General features: G+C 69.1%; 20 protein-coding genes. 5 read left to right on the forward strand and 15 right to left on the reverse strand.

Features of this window, described 5'->3' with window-relative positions:
* Positions 1 to 8: 8 nt before the first annotated feature.
* Entirely contained in the window at positions 9 to 1244 is a 1236-nt protein-coding gene (locus tag LZK98_RS07645) for an ABC transporter permease (RefSeq protein WP_233785801.1), read from the reverse strand.
* A 184-nt stretch (positions 1245 to 1428) separates the two neighbouring features.
* Positions 1429 to 2346, reverse strand: a complete 918-nt coding sequence (locus LZK98_RS07650; protein ID WP_233785802.1) for an ABC transporter ATP-binding protein — start codon at positions 2344 to 2346, stop codon at positions 1429 to 1431.
* Between the two features lie 42 nt (positions 2347 to 2388).
* Here LZK98_RS07650 and queG point away from each other — a divergent pair, with 42 nt between their 5' ends.
* On the forward strand, positions 2389 to 3492 hold the full coding sequence (gene queG, locus LZK98_RS07655) for a tRNA epoxyqueuosine(34) reductase QueG (RefSeq protein ID WP_233785803.1): 1104 nt from the start codon (positions 2389 to 2391) through the stop codon (positions 3490 to 3492).
* 78 nt (positions 3493 to 3570) lie between these two features.
* Here the strand turns inward: queG and LZK98_RS07660 are convergent, their stop codons facing one another.
* On the reverse strand, positions 3571 to 3945 hold the full coding sequence (locus LZK98_RS07660) for a hypothetical protein (protein WP_233785804.1): 375 nt from the start codon (positions 3943 to 3945) through the stop codon (positions 3571 to 3573).
* Positions 3942 to 4622, reverse strand: a complete 681-nt coding sequence (locus LZK98_RS07665; protein ID WP_233785805.1) for an EI24 domain-containing protein — start codon at positions 4620 to 4622, stop codon at positions 3942 to 3944. Before LZK98_RS07665 ends, LZK98_RS07660 begins: the two co-directional genes overlap by 4 nt.
* 97 nt (positions 4623 to 4719) lie before the next feature.
* Between LZK98_RS07665 and LZK98_RS07670 the strand changes: the two genes are divergently transcribed.
* Positions 4720 to 5718: an adenosine kinase gene (locus LZK98_RS07670; protein ID WP_233785806.1), complete on the forward strand. Its 999-nt coding sequence runs from the start codon at positions 4720 to 4722 to the stop codon at positions 5716 to 5718.
* A gap of 73 nt (positions 5719 to 5791) precedes the next feature.
* Here the strand turns inward: LZK98_RS07670 and LZK98_RS07675 are convergent, their stop codons facing one another.
* From LZK98_RS07675 to hisB, 9 genes are all read right to left on the reverse strand, one after another.
* Positions 5792 to 7345 (reverse strand): amino acid permease, encoded by a 1554-nt coding sequence (locus LZK98_RS07675; protein ID WP_233785807.1) that lies wholly within the window; start codon positions 7343 to 7345, stop codon positions 5792 to 5794.
* Positions 7346 to 7444: 99 nt separating this feature from the next.
* Positions 7445 to 7822 (reverse strand): histidine triad nucleotide-binding protein, encoded by a 378-nt coding sequence (locus LZK98_RS07680; RefSeq protein WP_233785808.1) that lies wholly within the window; start codon positions 7820 to 7822, stop codon positions 7445 to 7447.
* Between the two features lie 17 nt (positions 7823 to 7839).
* On the reverse strand, positions 7840 to 8154 hold the full coding sequence (locus tag LZK98_RS07685) for a phosphoribosyl-ATP diphosphatase (RefSeq protein WP_233785809.1): 315 nt from the start codon (positions 8152 to 8154) through the stop codon (positions 7840 to 7842).
* 33 nt (positions 8155 to 8187) lie between these two features.
* Positions 8188 to 8376: a hypothetical protein gene (locus LZK98_RS07690; RefSeq protein ID WP_233785810.1), complete on the reverse strand. Its 189-nt coding sequence runs from the start codon at positions 8374 to 8376 to the stop codon at positions 8188 to 8190.
* 24 nt (positions 8377 to 8400) lie between these two features.
* Entirely contained in the window at positions 8401 to 9162 is a 762-nt protein-coding gene (gene hisF / locus LZK98_RS07695) for an imidazole glycerol phosphate synthase subunit HisF (RefSeq protein WP_233785811.1), read from the reverse strand.
* Positions 9163 to 9301: 139 nt separating this feature from the next.
* A complete protein-coding gene (hisA, locus tag LZK98_RS07700; protein WP_233785812.1) occupies positions 9302 to 10021 on the reverse strand; it encodes a 1-(5-phosphoribosyl)-5-[(5-phosphoribosylamino)methylideneamino]imidazole-4-carboxamide isomerase in 720 nt (239 codons plus the stop codon).
* Positions 10022 to 10160: 139 nt separating this feature from the next.
* Positions 10161 to 10763 carry an imidazole glycerol phosphate synthase subunit HisH gene (hisH, locus tag LZK98_RS07705; protein ID WP_233785813.1) on the reverse strand — a complete coding sequence of 201 codons (603 nt, stop codon included), beginning with the start codon at positions 10761 to 10763 and terminating at the stop codon, positions 10161 to 10163.
* Positions 10760 to 11068: a YciI family protein gene (locus tag LZK98_RS07710; RefSeq protein WP_233785814.1), complete on the reverse strand. Its 309-nt coding sequence runs from the start codon at positions 11066 to 11068 to the stop codon at positions 10760 to 10762. The genes hisH and LZK98_RS07710 overlap by 4 nt, the downstream gene beginning before the upstream one ends.
* Positions 11068 to 11655, reverse strand: coding sequence for an imidazoleglycerol-phosphate dehydratase HisB (gene hisB, locus LZK98_RS07715; protein ID WP_233785815.1), 588 nt, complete (start codon positions 11653 to 11655; stop codon positions 11068 to 11070). Before hisB ends, LZK98_RS07710 begins: the two co-directional genes overlap by 1 nt.
* Positions 11656 to 11728: 73 nt before the next feature.
* On the opposite strand from hisB, the gene LZK98_RS07720 reads away from it, so the two are divergent.
* A complete protein-coding gene (locus LZK98_RS07720; RefSeq protein WP_233786528.1) occupies positions 11729 to 12208 on the forward strand; it encodes an SspB family protein in 480 nt (159 codons plus the stop codon).
* A gap of 106 nt (positions 12209 to 12314) precedes the next feature.
* The gene (gene fumC, locus LZK98_RS07725) at positions 12315 to 13709 is read left to right on the forward strand and encodes a class II fumarate hydratase (RefSeq protein ID WP_233785816.1); all 1395 of its coding nucleotides are present in this window, start codon (positions 12315 to 12317) and stop codon (positions 13707 to 13709) included.
* 142 nt (positions 13710 to 13851) lie between these two features.
* Here the strand turns inward: fumC and LZK98_RS07730 are convergent, their stop codons facing one another.
* Both LZK98_RS07730 and LZK98_RS07735 read right to left on the reverse strand, forming a co-directional pair.
* Complete coding sequence (locus LZK98_RS07730) at positions 13852 to 14334, reverse strand: SRPBCC family protein (RefSeq protein WP_233785817.1); 483 nt, start codon at positions 14332 to 14334, stop codon at positions 13852 to 13854.
* Complete coding sequence (locus LZK98_RS07735; RefSeq protein WP_264757870.1) at positions 14331 to 14669, reverse strand: ArsR/SmtB family transcription factor; 339 nt, start codon at positions 14667 to 14669, stop codon at positions 14331 to 14333. The genes LZK98_RS07730 and LZK98_RS07735 overlap by 4 nt, the downstream gene beginning before the upstream one ends.
* 107 nt (positions 14670 to 14776) lie before the next feature.
* Between LZK98_RS07735 and LZK98_RS07740 the strand changes: the two genes are divergently transcribed.
* A complete protein-coding gene (locus tag LZK98_RS07740; protein ID WP_233785819.1) occupies positions 14777 to 14980 on the forward strand; it encodes a hypothetical protein in 204 nt (67 codons plus the stop codon).
* Positions 14981 to 14987 lie beyond the last annotated feature (7 nt).

Here is a 14987-nt window from a genome sequence, read left to right on the forward strand (position 1 = left end):
AGAATGCCTTAACTGACACCTGTGTCAATAGCGGTTCGTCGCCGGAACAGCCTCGGGCTGCCCGATTGCAGCACGCCGCGCCGGAACAGCTGGGCGCCGAGCCAGATGGTGATCGCCACCCACAGCGCCTGCCAGCCGAGCGCCAGCAGGTGCGGCCACAGCTCCGGCTTGTTTGCCGCCCGCGCGCCCATCGCCAGCGGCGAGCTGAACGGGAAGATCTCGGCGCCCCGCGCGATCCAGCTGTCGGGGCTGGAGGCAGCCGCCTGCGCCCAGCCGAACATCGCCATCTGGAACATGGTGATCGGCAACGACAGCAGCTGGATCTCGCGCGGGGTCGACGCCTGCGCCCCGACGCTCAGGAATACCGCGCCCTGCAACAGGTATGACATGGTGAAATAGGCGAAGAACAGGATCGGGAACGCCGGTATCCCGACCGCCGGCCCGATGCTCGCAAAGGCGCGGCCGAGCCCTCCCGGCAGCAGCGTGGCGAGATTGCCGAGGATCGTGCCCCAGAAGCCGACGAACAGGATCGCGACGCCGAACATGCCGATCAGCTTGCCCAGGAACACGCTTTCGAGCGGCACTGCGGCGGCGAGCACCTCGATCACCTTGTTCGACCGCTCCTCCGCCATGGTGCCGACCGCCTGGCCCGCCAGCATCAGCGTCAGGAGGAAGATGCCGAACACGGTGAAGAATGCCGCCTGCCCATGCCCCGAGACGGTGGCGGTGACGCGCTTCACCGGCTGCTTGGTGGCGGTGGAGAGCGTGCCCGGCACGCGGGTATCGCGCAGGCTCTCCTCGGCCAGGCGGGCCAGATAGTCGGCATGGCGGCCCCCGCGATCGGCGTATAGCACCGTCGGACGCTCGATCGGCCCGAAGAGGACGGCAGAGGCCTCGATATCCCTGCGTTCGAACAGCGCGCGCGCTTGGGCCTGCGGAGCGGCATCGGGAGCCTCGACGACCAGTTCCGGCGGCGCTTCGCTGCGGCGGAACAGCGGGCGCAGGTTCCGATCGGCCGCGAGCAGCGCGCGGCCTTCCGCGGCGGGCACGATCGCGACGATTCGCTCCTTGTCGAGCGAGCTGTCGGCGATGCTGTGCGCGCCCATCCCCCCGATCGCGCCGAAGCTCATCATGATGAGCGGCGCGAGCAGGAAGATGAGGAAGGTCGGCGTGAACACGGTCGCGATGAAGTCGCGCCGGGCGACCGTCAGCGTCTGGCGGATGAGGCGACGGGCGGTGCTCATGCCGCCAAGAACCTATCGAACCCAATCGTCACCCCGGCCCCCTCGACGCCGCCTGCGGCGTCGCTCGGGACAGGCTTGTGCCGGGGTCCACCGTGCCGATCATTCATCGGCCGCGGAGCTTGCTGCACGGTGGATGCCGGAACAAGTCCGGCATGACGGTGGGAGAAGGGGCGCCGTGCTACACTCATGCCGCCTGCTCCAGCGCGTCGCGGCCGACGATCCTGACGAAGGCGTCGTGCAGCCCCGGTCGCTCGATCGACAGGCCGGAGATGCCGTAGCCCGCTTCGATCAGCCGGGTCAGCGTCGCCTCGATCCCTTCCTCGGGCAGGGTGAACTGCCAGCCGCCGTTCTCGCGTTCGGCATCGGCGGGCAGCAGCGCGCGGATGGCGTCGTTCGGGTGATGCGGCACGTAATGCGCCTTCATCGGCAGCGTCGCGCGCGCCTCGGCCACCGTGCCCTCGAAGCGCACCTTGCCGCCGGCGATGATGCTGAGCCGGTCGCACAGCCGCTCGGCGTGGGCCATGACATGGGTCGAGAACAGGATGGTGGCGCCGCGGTCGCGCTCGGCGAGGATCAGCTTCTCGAGCTTCTCCTGGTTGACCGGGTCGAGGCCGGAGAAGGGCTCGTCGAGCACCAGCAGCTCGGGTTCGTGCACCACCGATCCAAGGAGCTGGACCAGCTGGGCCATGCCCTTGGAGAGCTTGCGGATCTTCTGGTCGGCGGCATGGCCGAGGCCGGCGCTGTCCAGCATCGCGCGTGCCCGCTTGCGCCCCGTGCGCCAGTCGAGGCCTCTCAATGCGCCGAGGAAGGCGATCGCCTCCGCCGCCTTCATGCCGGGGTAGAGCCCGCGCTCCTCGGGCAGATAGCCGACTCGGTCGCTCGCCTCGCGCGGGTGGACGGCGTCGAGCAGCGTCCGCTCGCCGCCGTCGGGCTCGATGATGCCGAGCAGCATGCGTAGCGTCGTCGTCTTGCCCGCGCCGTTGGGGCCGAGCACGCCGTAGACCGCGCCCTTCGGCACGGCGATGTCGACGCCGTCGACGACGTTGCGGTCGCCGAAACGCTTGACCAGCCTTCTGGCAGTGACGGCTCTTCTCTCCGACAACAAAACGCCCCCTTCAGCCTCGACTCGTGCTAGCTGGCCCGCGTGCGACAAGACAAGCCATTGGAAGCGTTGCTGAAGGATAAAGCCGCGGAGCTGGGTTTCGCGGCGGCTGGCATTGCGCGCGCCGATGCCGCGCCGGCGGCGGGGGGGCGGCTCCGGCAATGGCTGGCGGAGGGGCGCCACGGATCGATGATCTGGATGGAGGAGCGTGCCGATCAGCGGGCCTCGCCAGCCGGGTTGTGGCCGGAGGTGCGAAGCGTGATCGCGCTCGGCATGAGCTATGCGCCCGGCCGCGACCCGCTGGCGCTGGCCGGCGAGGGCGATGTCGGGCGCATCTCGGTCTATGCCCAGGGCGGCGACTATCACGACGTGGTGAAGCGCCAGCTCAAGGCGCTCGGCCGCTGGCTCGTCGAGCAGGCGCCGGCAGGGATCAAGGTGTTCGTCGACACCGCCCCGGTGATGGAGAAGCCGCTCGCCGAGGCGGCCGGGCTCGGCTGGCAGGGCAAGCACACCAATCTCGTCAGCCGCGAGCATGGCAGCTGGCTGTTCCTCGGCGCGATCTACACTACGCTCGACCTTGCGCCCGACGTGGCAGGGAAGGGGCGGTGCGGGAGCTGCGATGCCTGCCAGCGCGCCTGCCCGACCGATGCCTTTCCCGCGCCGTACCGGCTCGATGCGCGGCGCTGCATCTCCTACCTCACCATCGAGCACAAGGGACCGATCCCGGAGGAGTTCCGCGCCGCGATCGGCAACCGCATCTACGGCTGCGACGATTGCCTGGCGGTGTGCCCGTGGAACAAGTTCGCCTCGGCCGCCGCGGCCAATCGCGCCTTCCTGCCGCGCGCCGAGCTCACCGCGCCGCTGCTCGCCGACCTGCTGGCGCTCGACGATGCGGGATTCCGGCAGGTGTTCGCCGGCTCGCCGATCAAGCGGATCGGGCGCGACCGGATGGTGCGCAACTGCCTGATCGCGGCGGGGAACAGCGGCGACGCGGCGCTGGTCGAACCGGCGCGGCGGTTGATGGACGATCCCGATCTGGCGGTCGCGGAGGCGGCAGAATGGGCGATTATGCGGCTCCAGGGCTCCTCCCCGGCACGGGGAGGGGGACCATTGGCGAAGCCAATGGTGGAGGGGGCGGGCCGCTAGCAAGTCGCCAAGATCAAAACCCCCTCCACCACGCCCTTCGGGCGCGGTCCCCTCCCCGTGCCGGGGAGGAGCTTTGGGCTACTTCCCGCCCTCCCGCCGATTGAGCGCGGCCACGCAGCTCGCGCGGTCGATTGCGCTGCCGTCGCGCTGGCGGGTGTCGATGTGGGTCACCACCGGCTCGCCGCCGCCCTCCTTGGGCGGATAGAGATAGGCGTCGAGCACGCAGATCTGGCTGGTGAACTGGAGCTTGCGCGCGCTGCCCTCGGCGATCTCGACGTCCGGTTTGCCGAACGCTCTTGTCAGCGCCGGAGCGGTCTGACCGATCACGCGCTCGAGCCCCGTGGTGGGATAGATGCGCGGCGGCGGCACTGGGATCGGCGCCGCCGGGCGCGGGGCAGTGGTCGTAGCGCAGCCGCCCGCGAACAGTCCCAGGGCGACGACGGCGATCCTCATGCTTCGAGCCTCCGATGGAAGAGATGCGTCGCCATCGCCGCGCCGAGCACGGGGGCGAGCAGGTTAACAAACGGCACCAGCAGCAGCGCGGTGCCGGCGGCGCCGAGCAGCCAGCGCCGGCCGGTGGTAGCCTTGCGGAAATCGGCCATCGCGGCAGCGGGCATGTGCCGCGCCGCCACCATGTCGCCGAGGTCGCGGCCGAGCAGCCAGGCATTGACGACGAAGAAGCCGATCGCGGTGCCGATGCCCGTCACCAGCAGGACGATGTAGATCGGGCTCGCCGCCAGGTTGACGACCAGCGCCCGCACCGCCGAGCGCAGCCCCATCGCCATGCCGCGCGCGAGCGGCACCGGTCGGCTGGTGGCGAGCGCATGCGGATAGTGGCGCGCCTCGACCGCTTCGACCACCTCGTCGGCGAACACGCCGGTCACCGCGACCGCGATCGCGCGAAACAGCAGCCAGCCGAGCGCGATGCCGCCGAGCACCGCCGCGGCGCCGGCGACCTCGGCCCAGCCGGCACTCGCGCCCAGCCATTGGACGAACGCCCGAACGCCCAGCCACAGCGCGACTCCGATCGTCGCGAGCAGCGCCAGCGTCACCAGCAGCGACTTGACCAGCACGCGCAGCACCCGGCGGTCGCCAAGCTGCTCGAGCGAAAGGAGGAATGCCTGTATCACGGCTGATCCCTCTACCGGCACGAAGCGCCGCTGTCGAAGCGTTGCGTGCGGGCGCGGCAGTCCCTAGGGGCGGCGAATCGACTCTCAGGAGAATTGTGTGGAGACCAAGTACGACGTGGTCGCGATCGGGAACGCGATCGTCGACATTCTCGCCGATGCGACCGACGCCTTCATCGCCGAGGAGGGGATGACCAAGGGCTCGATGCAGCTCATGTTCTCGCCCGAGCAGGCCGATGCGCTCTACGCCCGAATGAACCCGGGGCAGGAAGTGAGCGGGGGCTCCGCCGCCAACACCGTCGCCGGTCTGGCCGCGCTGGGCGGCACGGCGGGCTTCATCGGCCAGGTGGCGACCGACCAGCTCGGACAGGTGTTCGCGCACGATATCCGCGCGTCCGGCGTCGACTTCACCACCGAAGCGCGCGACGGCGAACCCTCGACCGCGCGCTGCCTGATCCTGGTGACGCCCGACGGCCAGCGGACGATGAACACCTTCCTCGGCGCCTCGCAGTTCCTGCCGGCCTCCGCGCTCGACGAGGAGATGATCCGTGCCGGCAAGATCCTCTACCTCGAAGGCTATCTGTGGGATCCCGAGGAGCCGCGCGCGGCGATGCGGCGTGCGATGCAGGTCGCGCGCGACGCGGGGCGGCGGATCGCCTTCACGCTCAGCGACGTCTTCTGCATCGACCGGCACGGCGACGATTTCCGCGCGCTGATCGAAGAGGGGATGATCGACATCCTCTTCGCCAATGAGAACGAGCTGAAGGCGCTCGCCCGGACCGACGATCTCGATGCGGCGATCGCGCACGTGCAGCCGCGTGTCGAGGTGCTGACGGTGACCCGCAGCGAAAAGGGCGCGCTGGCGTTCCAGGGCGGGCAGCGCTTCGAGGTGCCGGCGGAGCCGATCGACGAGGTGGTCGATACCACCGGCGCGGGCGACCTGTTCGCGGCGGGCGTGCTCTACGGGATCACGCGCGGCATCCCGCTCGACCGCAGCCTCGTCTACGGCGCGGTATGCGCGGCGGAGGTGATCAGCCACATCGGCGCGCGGCCCCGCGCGGACCTGAAGGCGTTGATCGCGGAGAAGGCGGCGGCCTGATCCGCCCGCATCGCAGGCAAAGAAGAAGGCCGGGGAGTCGCCTCCCCGGCCTTTTCGTTTGGGTGCCGTCCCCTCAGGCCTGCTGACCGCCGGGCGTCGGCGCGTCGGGCAGCGGCGGCACCGGCTGCGGCGGCACGTCGGCATCCGCCTCGTGCACCTCGACGATGCCGCGGCCGACGTGGCTGCGCCGGTAGCTGTAGGTGAAGTAGACGATCAGGCCGACCACCGCCCAGCCGAAGAACAGCATGATCGTCGGGCCGGACAGGCTGAAGAACAGGTAGACGCAGCCGATGATGGAGATCGGCGCGATGAGCATGATCGCCGGGGTCCGGAACGGACGGGCGCGGCCGGGATCGGTCCTGCGCAGCACCATCACCGCGATCGACACCGCGGCGAAGGCGAACAATGTCCCCGAGTTCGAGACGTCCGCCAGCAGGCCGACCGGGAAGAACGCCGCGAACAGGGTGACGAACAGGCCGGTCAGCAGCGTGATGACATAGGGGGTGCGGAACGTGGGGTGAATCTTCGAGAAGAGCTCGGGCAGCAGGCCGTCGCGGCTCATCACGAAGAAGACGCGGGTCTGGCCGAACATCATCATCAGGATGACCGACGGCAGCGCGATGATCGCCGCCGCGCCGACCAGCCAGCCGACGAACGGCCAGCCGACCTGCTTCAGCGTCCAGGCTAGCGCCTCCTTCGAGCAGACGACGGCGTTTTCCTGGATCGCGGCGCACGCCTGCGACAGCGCCGGCGTGCCGGGCGACAGCACCTCATGCCCCGGGCCGAACACCGGCTGCGCGCCGACCGTGCCGATTACGCCGGCGGCGACGAGCATGTAGAAGATGGTGCAGATCGCGAGGCTGCCGATCAGGCCGATCGGCATGTTGCGCTGCGGGTTCTTGGTCTCCTCGGCGGCGGTCGACACCGCGTCGAAGCCGACATAGGCGAAGAAGATCGAGGCCGCCGCGCCCGAGATGCCGGCGAAGCCGAGCGGGGCGAACGGCGTGAACTGGCCCGTCCTTATAACGGGGATCGTCAGGATCACGAACATCGACAGTGCGAGGATCTTGATCGCGACCAGCACGGCATTGACCGTCGCGCTCTCCTTGGTGCCCTTGACGAGCAGCGCCGTCACCACCGCGGCGATCAGCATCGCCGGCAGGTTGATCATGCCGCCGTCGAACGGCCCGCGCACCAGCGCAAGGGGTATCGAGATATTGAAGCTGGTGTTGAGCCAGCCGATGAAATAGCCCGACCAGCCGACCGAGACCGCGCCGGCCGCGATCGCATATTCGAGGATCAGCGCCCAGCCGACCATCCAGGCGACCAGTTCGCCCATCACGGCATAGCTATATGTGTAGGCCGATCCCGAGACCGGCACCATCGCCGCCATCTCGGCATAGCAGAGCGCCGCCACCGCGCAGACGAAGCCGGCGATGACGAAAGACAGCATCATGCCGGGGCCGGCCTTTTGCGCGGCCTCGGCGGTGAGCACGAAGATGCCGGTGCCGATCACGGCGCCGATGCCGAGCATGGTGAGCTGGAATGCGCCGAGCGATCGGTGCAGCGATTTCTTCTCGGCCGTCGCCAATATGGCGTCGAGTGGCTTGATACGCCCGAAAATCATGAAAACAACATCCCCCCAGGGAAGCAGCGCGCGCATATGCGCCGCAGCGGTTTACGGATGGCGGGGGAGCCTAGACCGAAAACCGTTCCGCGCAATCCCTTAACGCGCGAGCATCGGCCCCAGCGGCTTGCCGGCGAAGATATGGACGTGGAGATGCGGCACCTCCTGGTGCGCATCGACGCCGGTGTTGGCGAGCAGGCGATAGCCGGGCGCGACGAGGCCCGCCTCGCGTGCGACATGGCCGATCGCGCGGACGAAGCCGACGATCTCCGCTTCCGAAGCCCTGGCGCTGAAATCGTCCCACGAAACATAGGCGCCCTTCGGAATCACCAGGACATGGTGCGGCGCCTGCGGGTTGATGTCGTGGAAGGCGAGCGCGAACTCGTCCTCGTAGACGCGCTTCGACGGGATCTCGCCGCGCAGGATCTTCGCGAAGATGTTCTGGTCGTCGTAGGGCTGGGTGGCGTCGATCGGCACGTCTCAAACCTCCATCGTCATGCGGAGCGGCTCGCCTTCTCGTCCAATCCCGAGACACCCTCGCGCCGGGCGAGCTCGGCGCGGACATCGTCGAAGCTGACGCCGGCATGGGCAAGCAGGACGAGGAGATGGAAGGTGAGGTCCGCCGCCTCGCTGGTGAGCGCCGCACCGTCGTCCCCCATCGCCGCGATCACCGTCTCGACGGCTTCCTCGCCGAGCTTCTGCGCGATCTTGGCGCGCCCCTTCGCGGCCAGGCGCGCGACATAGGAGCTGTCGGGGTCGGCTATCAGCCGCTGGCGAATCGTGGCTTCGAGAGCGTCGAGCTGGTCCATCGCCGCCCGTTCAGGCGGAGCGGCGCGCGCAAGTCAATCCTTGGCGCGCTTGCCGGCCCGCCGCCGCATGCTCCGCTGCGCCAGCCAGACGCCGATCGCAGCGAAGACGAACAGCGCGACATCGCTGAGCGCGAAGCCGTTGCGAACGATCTGGCCCGAATGAGGAGCCGCCGCTTCGGCGAGGCCGGGCAAGGCGAAGGATAGGAAGGCCAGCGCGCGCATAGGCGCCCTCTACTCCGGCAGAGGTTAAGCGTGCCTCACCGGAATGCCGGCTTCAGCGATTGCGGCATGGGCATCGGCAATGCTCGCCTCGCCGAAGTGGAAGATGGAGGCGGCCAGCACCGCGCTGGCGTGGCCGTCGCGGATGCCCTCGACCAGGTGCTGCAGCCCGCCGACGCCGCCGCTGGCGATCACCGGCACGGTGACCTGGTCGGCGATCGTGCGGGTCAGCTCCAGATCATAGCCGTCGCGGGTGCCGTCGCGGTCCATCGAGGTGATCAGCAATTCGCCCGCGCCGAGCTCTGCCAGCCGCAGCGCGTGCGCGACAGCGTCGATGCCGGTGGCGCGGCGGCCGCCGTGGGTGAACACTTCCCAGCGCCCGTCCACCCGCCGCGCGTCGACCGAGGCGACCACGCACTGGCTGCCCATCCGCTCGGCGATCTCGGCGACCACCTCGGGCCGCGCGACCGCGGCGGAATTGACCGCGACCTTGTCCGCCCCGGCGAGCAGCAGCGCGCGCGCATCCTCGACCGAGCGCACGCCGCCGCCGACGGTTAGCGGCATGAAGCATACCTCGGCGGTGCGGCGAACGACGTCGACGATCGTCTCGCGCCCTTCATGGCTGGCGCCGATGTCGAGGAAGCAGAGCTCGTCAGCGCCGGCCGCGTCATAGGCGCGGGCCTGCTCGACCGGATCGCCGGCGTCCTTGAGATCGACGAAGTTGACGCCCTTCACCACGCGCCCGCCGGCGACGTCGAGACAGGGGATGACGCGCGCGCGGACGGTCATGACGTAAGATCCTCCCCGGCACGGGGAGGGGGACCGCCGGCGTAGCCGGGGGTGGAGGGGGCCCTCCTCCCGGCGACCCGCTCGCGGCGCGCCCCCTCCACCAGCCTTCGGCTGGTCCCCCTCCCCGTGCCGGGGAGGATCAGCACGTCGCCACCCGGATCGCCTCGCCGAGATCGAGCCGGCCGTCGTAGAGCGCGCGTCCGGTGATGACTCCCTCGATGCCGGGCCGGCCGGCCAGCGCTTCGATGTCCTCGATCCCGGCGACGCCGCCGCTCGCGATCACCGGAATCGCCACGGCTTCGGCAAGCGCGACCGTCGCCTCGACGTTGCAGCCCTTGAGCAGCCCGTCGCGGCCGACGTCGGTGAACAGCAGTGCCCCGACGCCCGCGTCCTCGAACCGGCGGGCGAGATCGACTACGGCCACGTCGGAGACGTCGGCCCAGCCCTTGGTCGCGACCATGCCGTCGCGTGCGTCGACCGCGACGACCACCGCGCCGGGGTAGTCACGCGCCGCCTCGCGCACCAGCTCGGGGTTCTCCAACGCCGCGGTGCCGATCACGACGCGCGTCACGCCGAGGGAGAACCAGCGTTCGATCGCCTCGCGGCTGCGGATGCCGCCGCCGAGCTGAACCTTGCCGGGGAACGTCTCGAGGATGCGCGCGACCGCGGCGCCGTTGACCGAATCGCCGGCGAAGGCTCCGTCGAGGTCGACGACGTGGAGCCATTCGGCACCGGCCGCGGCGAAGGCGGCGGCCTGCGCGGCGGGATCGTCGCCGTAGACGGTGGCGCGGGCCATATCGCCTTCCGCGAGGCGCACGACCTGGCCTGCCTTCAAGTCGATGGCGGGGAAGACGATCATCGAAAGCTCCTCCCCGGCACGGGGAGGGGGACCGCCAGCGCAGCTGGTGGTGGAGGGAGCTCCGCCCCAAGCGCTTCGAATGTGGAGGGCCCTCTCCACCAGCCTTCGGCTGGTCCCCCTCCCCGTGCCGGGGAGGAGCTTATGGCTGCCATGTCAGGAACCTCCGCAGCAATTCGATGCCGTAACGCTGGCTCTTCTCCGGGTGGAACTGCACGCCGACCAGATTGTCGCGCCCTATCGCCGCGGTCAGCGTGCCGCCGTGCTCGGTGGTCGCGATCACGTCCTCGCCGGTGAAGGCGAAGCCGTGCAGGAAATAGGCCTCGCCCGCCTCGATCAGCGGGTGCGGCACGGTGGGGATCACGTCGTTCCAGCCCATGTGCGGTACGCGTACGCCTTCCTTCGGGGCGATCGGCGCGACCTCGCCCGCGATCCAGCCGAGCCCTTGGTGCTCGCCGAGCTCGAGCCCGCGTGTCGCCATGAGCTGCATCCCAACGCATACGCCGAGGAACGGCGCGCCGCCGCGCAGCACGCGCTCGTCCAGCGCCTCGACCATGCCCGGGATGCCGCGCAGCCCGCCGGCGCAGGCGCCGAACGCGCCGACGCCGGGCAGCACGACCCGCTCGGCGCCGCGCACGGCATCCGGATCGGCGGTGACGGCGATATCCGTGGCGCCCGCCGCTTTCAGCGCGTTGTGGACCGAATGGAGGTTGCCCGCGCCATAGTCGATCAGCGCGACGCTCATCGCAGCAACGCGGCGATCGCCGGCGCCGCCATGCTAGCCGCGACCTCGGTGACGGCGAAATCGCTGGCACCGCTTGTCACGAACGGATCGGTGGCCGCCAGCGCTTCGACCTCGGCGCGATGGCCGCGGCACAGGATGACGCCGCCGACGCGCGGCACCTGCCGGCCGGCGATCAGGAACAGGCCCTCGTCGAATCCCTTCTCCAGCCAGGCGACGTGCTCGGGCAGCAGCCGGTCGATCTCCTCGACCGGCGCGCGATAGGTCAGCGTGATGATGCTGACCGGTGCGGCTTCGACCCGCGCCATCAGAGCGTGCCCTTGGTCGAGGGCACCGCGTCCGCCTTGCGCGGATCGATCTCGATCGCGGTGCGAAGCGCGCGGGCGAGGCCCTTGAACGCGCTCTCGGCGATATGGTGGTTGTTCGACCCGTAGAGCGTCTCGACGTGCAGCGTGAGGCCCGCGGTCTGCGCGAAGCTGTGGAACCAGTGCTCGAACAGCTCGGTGTCCATCTCGCCCAGCCGCTTCTGGGTGAAGGGCAGCTTGCAGACGAGATAGGGCCGGCCCGAGATGTCGAGCGCGACTCGGGTCAGCGTCTCGTCCATCGGCGAGAGCGCGTCGCCGTAGCGGCGGATGCCCTTCTTGTCGCCGAGCGCCTCGGCCAGCACCGTGCCCAGCGCCAGCGCCGAATCCTCGACGGTGTGGTGCTGGTCGATGTGGAGGTCGCCCTCGGCCTGGAGCCTGAGATCGATCAGCGAGTGGCGCGACAGCTGCTCGAGCATATGGTCGAGGAAGCCGATGCCGGTGGCGATCTCATAGAGGCCGGTGCCGTCGAGGTTGACGGCGACCTCGATCCGGGTCTCGCTGGTGGCGCGGGTGAGGCTGGCGGTGCGCATCGGCAGCCCAATAGCGTAGTAACGCGTCTGTGCAATCTTGACCGTGCCGGGAAAGGAGGCCAGCGTGCGCGCGATGAGTACGCCCGTTCCCGACAGCCTGATTCCGTACGACGAGATCGTGCAAGAAGCCTTGCGTGCAGTGGTGGGGCGCGTGCTCGGCTCGATCGCGGACGCGGGCGGCCTGCCGGGCGAGCATCATTTCTATATCACCTTCAAGACCCAGGCGGCCGGGGTCGACATCCCCCAGCGCCTGATCGAGCGTTTCCCGGACGAGATGACGATCGTCATCCAGCACCGGTTCTGGGACCTCAAGGTCGACGACCGGGGCTTCTCGGTGGGCCTGAGCTTCAACCAGGTACCCTCGACGCTGGTGATCCCCTTTGCCGCGATCACCGGCTTCCATGATCCGGCGGTCAATTTCGAGCTCCGCTTCCAGGCCGGCGACGAGCAGGACGACGAGCCGCACGAGCCCGCCGACAACGACGAGCCCGTCGCCAAGCCGGTCGAAGACGGGTCGAACGTCGTCGCGGTGGATTTCAAGCGTAAGAAATGATCCGTCGCCCCGGACTTGTTCCGGGGCCCACCCATCCGCACATTCGCCGGCGTGAGGTTCGCGGCACCGTGGATGCCGGAACGGGTCCGGCATGACGGAGGAATGGATGGCGAGTGCAACCCGAACCGAAACCGACTCGATCGGCGCGATCGAGGTGCCTGTCGACGCCTATTGGGGCGCCCAGACGCAGCGCAGCCTGGAGAACTTCCCCTTCGGCCCGACCGAGCGGATGCCGATCGAGCTCGTCCATGCCCTCGCGCTGGTGAAGCAGGCGGCGGCGCGGGTGAACCGCAAGCATGGCCTTCCCGCCGAGATCGCCGATGCGATCGAGACTGCGGCCGCCGAGGTGGCCGCGGGCAAGCTCGACGACCAGTTCCCGCTGGTGATCTGGCAGACCGGCAGCGGCACCCAGTCCAACATGAACGTCAACGAGGTGATCGCGGGCCGCGCCAACGAGATCCTCACCGGCACGCGCGGCGGCAAGTCGCCGGTCCACCCCAACGATCACGTCAACAAGTCGCAGTCGTCGAACGACAGCTTCCCGACCGCGATGCACGTCGCGGCGGCGATCGCGGCGACGCGGCGGCTGGTGCCGGCGCTGGAGCGGCTCGAGGCGGCGCTGCTCGCCAAGGCCGAGGCGTGGGACGGGATCGTCAAGATCGGTCGTACCCATCTTCAGGACGCAACGCCGCTGACGCTGGGGCAGGAATTCTCCGGCTATTACGCGCAGGTCCGGCTCGCCCGCACGCGGCTGGTGCCGCTGGTCGAGCATGGCCTCTCCAAGCTCGCGCAGGGAGGGACGGCGGTTGGTACCGGCCTCAACGCGCCGCCGGGCTTCGCCGAGGACATCGCCGCCGAACTCGCGCGGATCACCGGCCTGCCGTTCGAGACCGCGCCCAACAAGTTCGAGGCGCTGGCGACGCATGACACGCTGGTCGATTTCTCCGGCCGGCTCAACACGCTCGCGGTCGCGCTGACCAAGATCGCCAACGACATCCGCCTGCTCGGCTCCGGCCCGCGCTCGGGGATCGGCGAGCTGGTGCTGCCCGCCAACGAGCCGGGCAGCTCGATCATGCCTGGCAAGGTCAACCCGACCCAGTGCGAGATGCTGACGATGGTCGCCGCGCAGGTGATCGGCAACCATGCCGCGATCACCGTCGGCGGGCTGCAGGGGCATCTCGAGCTCAACGTGTTCAAGCCGCTGATCGGCGCCGCGGTGCTGCGCTCGATCCACCTGCTGACGGTGGGGATGGAGAGCTTCGCCGAACGCTGCGTCGAAGGGATGGAGGCGGACGAGCGGCGGATCGGCGAGTTGGTCGCGCGCTCGCTGATGCTGGTCACCGCGCTGGCGCCGGAGATCGGCTACGACAACGCCGCCAAGATCGCCAAGCACGCCCATGCCGAGGGGCTGACGTTGAAGGAAGCGGGGCTGGCGCTCGGGCTGGTCGACGAGGCGACCTTCGATCGCGTGGTACGGCCGGAGACGATGGTCGGGCGGTAGGCATCTCAGCCACTTCCCGTGCCCCGGCGAAGGCCGGGGCCCAGTCGCGCCTTGGTCAAGGCGGCCGTCTACCTCTCCAATGACCGGGTTGGAACTGGGCCCCGGCCTTCGCCGGGGCACAATCAAGTCAACTCGATCCCGCTCACCCCTTGATCCTCGCCACCTCGCGCTCGAGCTTGTCGAGCGTGGTGCGCCAGCCTTCGGGCGCGCCGCCGACCGCGGCCTTGCCGACGACCTCGTCGTAGATCTCATATTCCTGCCGCACGGTCATCAGCGTCCCGTCACCGTCGTCGGCGAAAGTGACTTGGGTCCTGGCTGCGAAAGGAACGTTGCCGCTGTCATCGAAATGCACGTTGGTCTCGAGCGACAGGCGATCGTTCTCGACCACTTCGATGAAGCGGCCGCGGCTCCAGAATTGCTGCCCGTCGGGCGCCTGCATGCAGATGTCGAACGTCCCGCCGGGCCGGCACTCGATCACCGCGTCGGGGGTCGTGAAACATTCGGGGCTGTACCAGTTCTTTATGTGCTCGGCGGTGGTCCAGGCCTGGAACACGATCGCACGCGGCGCGTCGAAATGGCGCTCGATCACCAGCGGTTCCGGGCGGATGACGGTCTTCTCGGTCATTTCTGCTGTCCTTTCAGCGTGTTGACATAGTCTTCCAGCTTATCGAGCCGGCTCTCCCACTCGCTGCGGCAATCGGCCAGCCAGCGTTCGACCTGGCCGAACGTCTGGGGATCGATGCGGCAGGTCCGGACCCGCCCGGCCTTGTGCGACCGGACCAGCCCCGAGTCCTCGAGCACCGCGAGGTGCTGCATGACGGCGGACAGCGACATGGCGAAGGGTTGCGCCAATTCGCTGACCGGCATCGGCCGAAGCGCGAGCCGCGCCACCATCGCGCGCCGGGTGGAATCGGCGAGCGCATGGAAGACACGATCGAGAGAAGGCGATTCGTTAAGCATGTGCTTAAGTATTCCAGGTCGAATAGTTTAGCAAGTGCTTAAGTGTTGCCTGGGGGAACTTTCTGCCGGATCGGACGCTTTCGCGATGTATCTCAAGGAGATGGTCGATGCTGGGTGACGTGATCGCGGCGGTCGTGGGCCGCAATATCGACCGTCGAGACGGGGAGGGCGGCACGATAGGCGCGCTCGCCGGCGTTGCCGCCTGGCGAGTCGCCAGGCGAGTCGTGCCGGCCGCGATCGTGCTCGGCGGTGCGGCGCTGGGCGCCCGCTATCTCGCCCGCAAGCTCCGCGAGACATCCGCGACCGCTTGACCTTCCC

Source organism: Sphingomonas cannabina (assembly GCF_021391395.1).
GTDB lineage: Bacteria > Pseudomonadota > Alphaproteobacteria > Sphingomonadales > Sphingomonadaceae > Sphingomonas > Sphingomonas cannabina.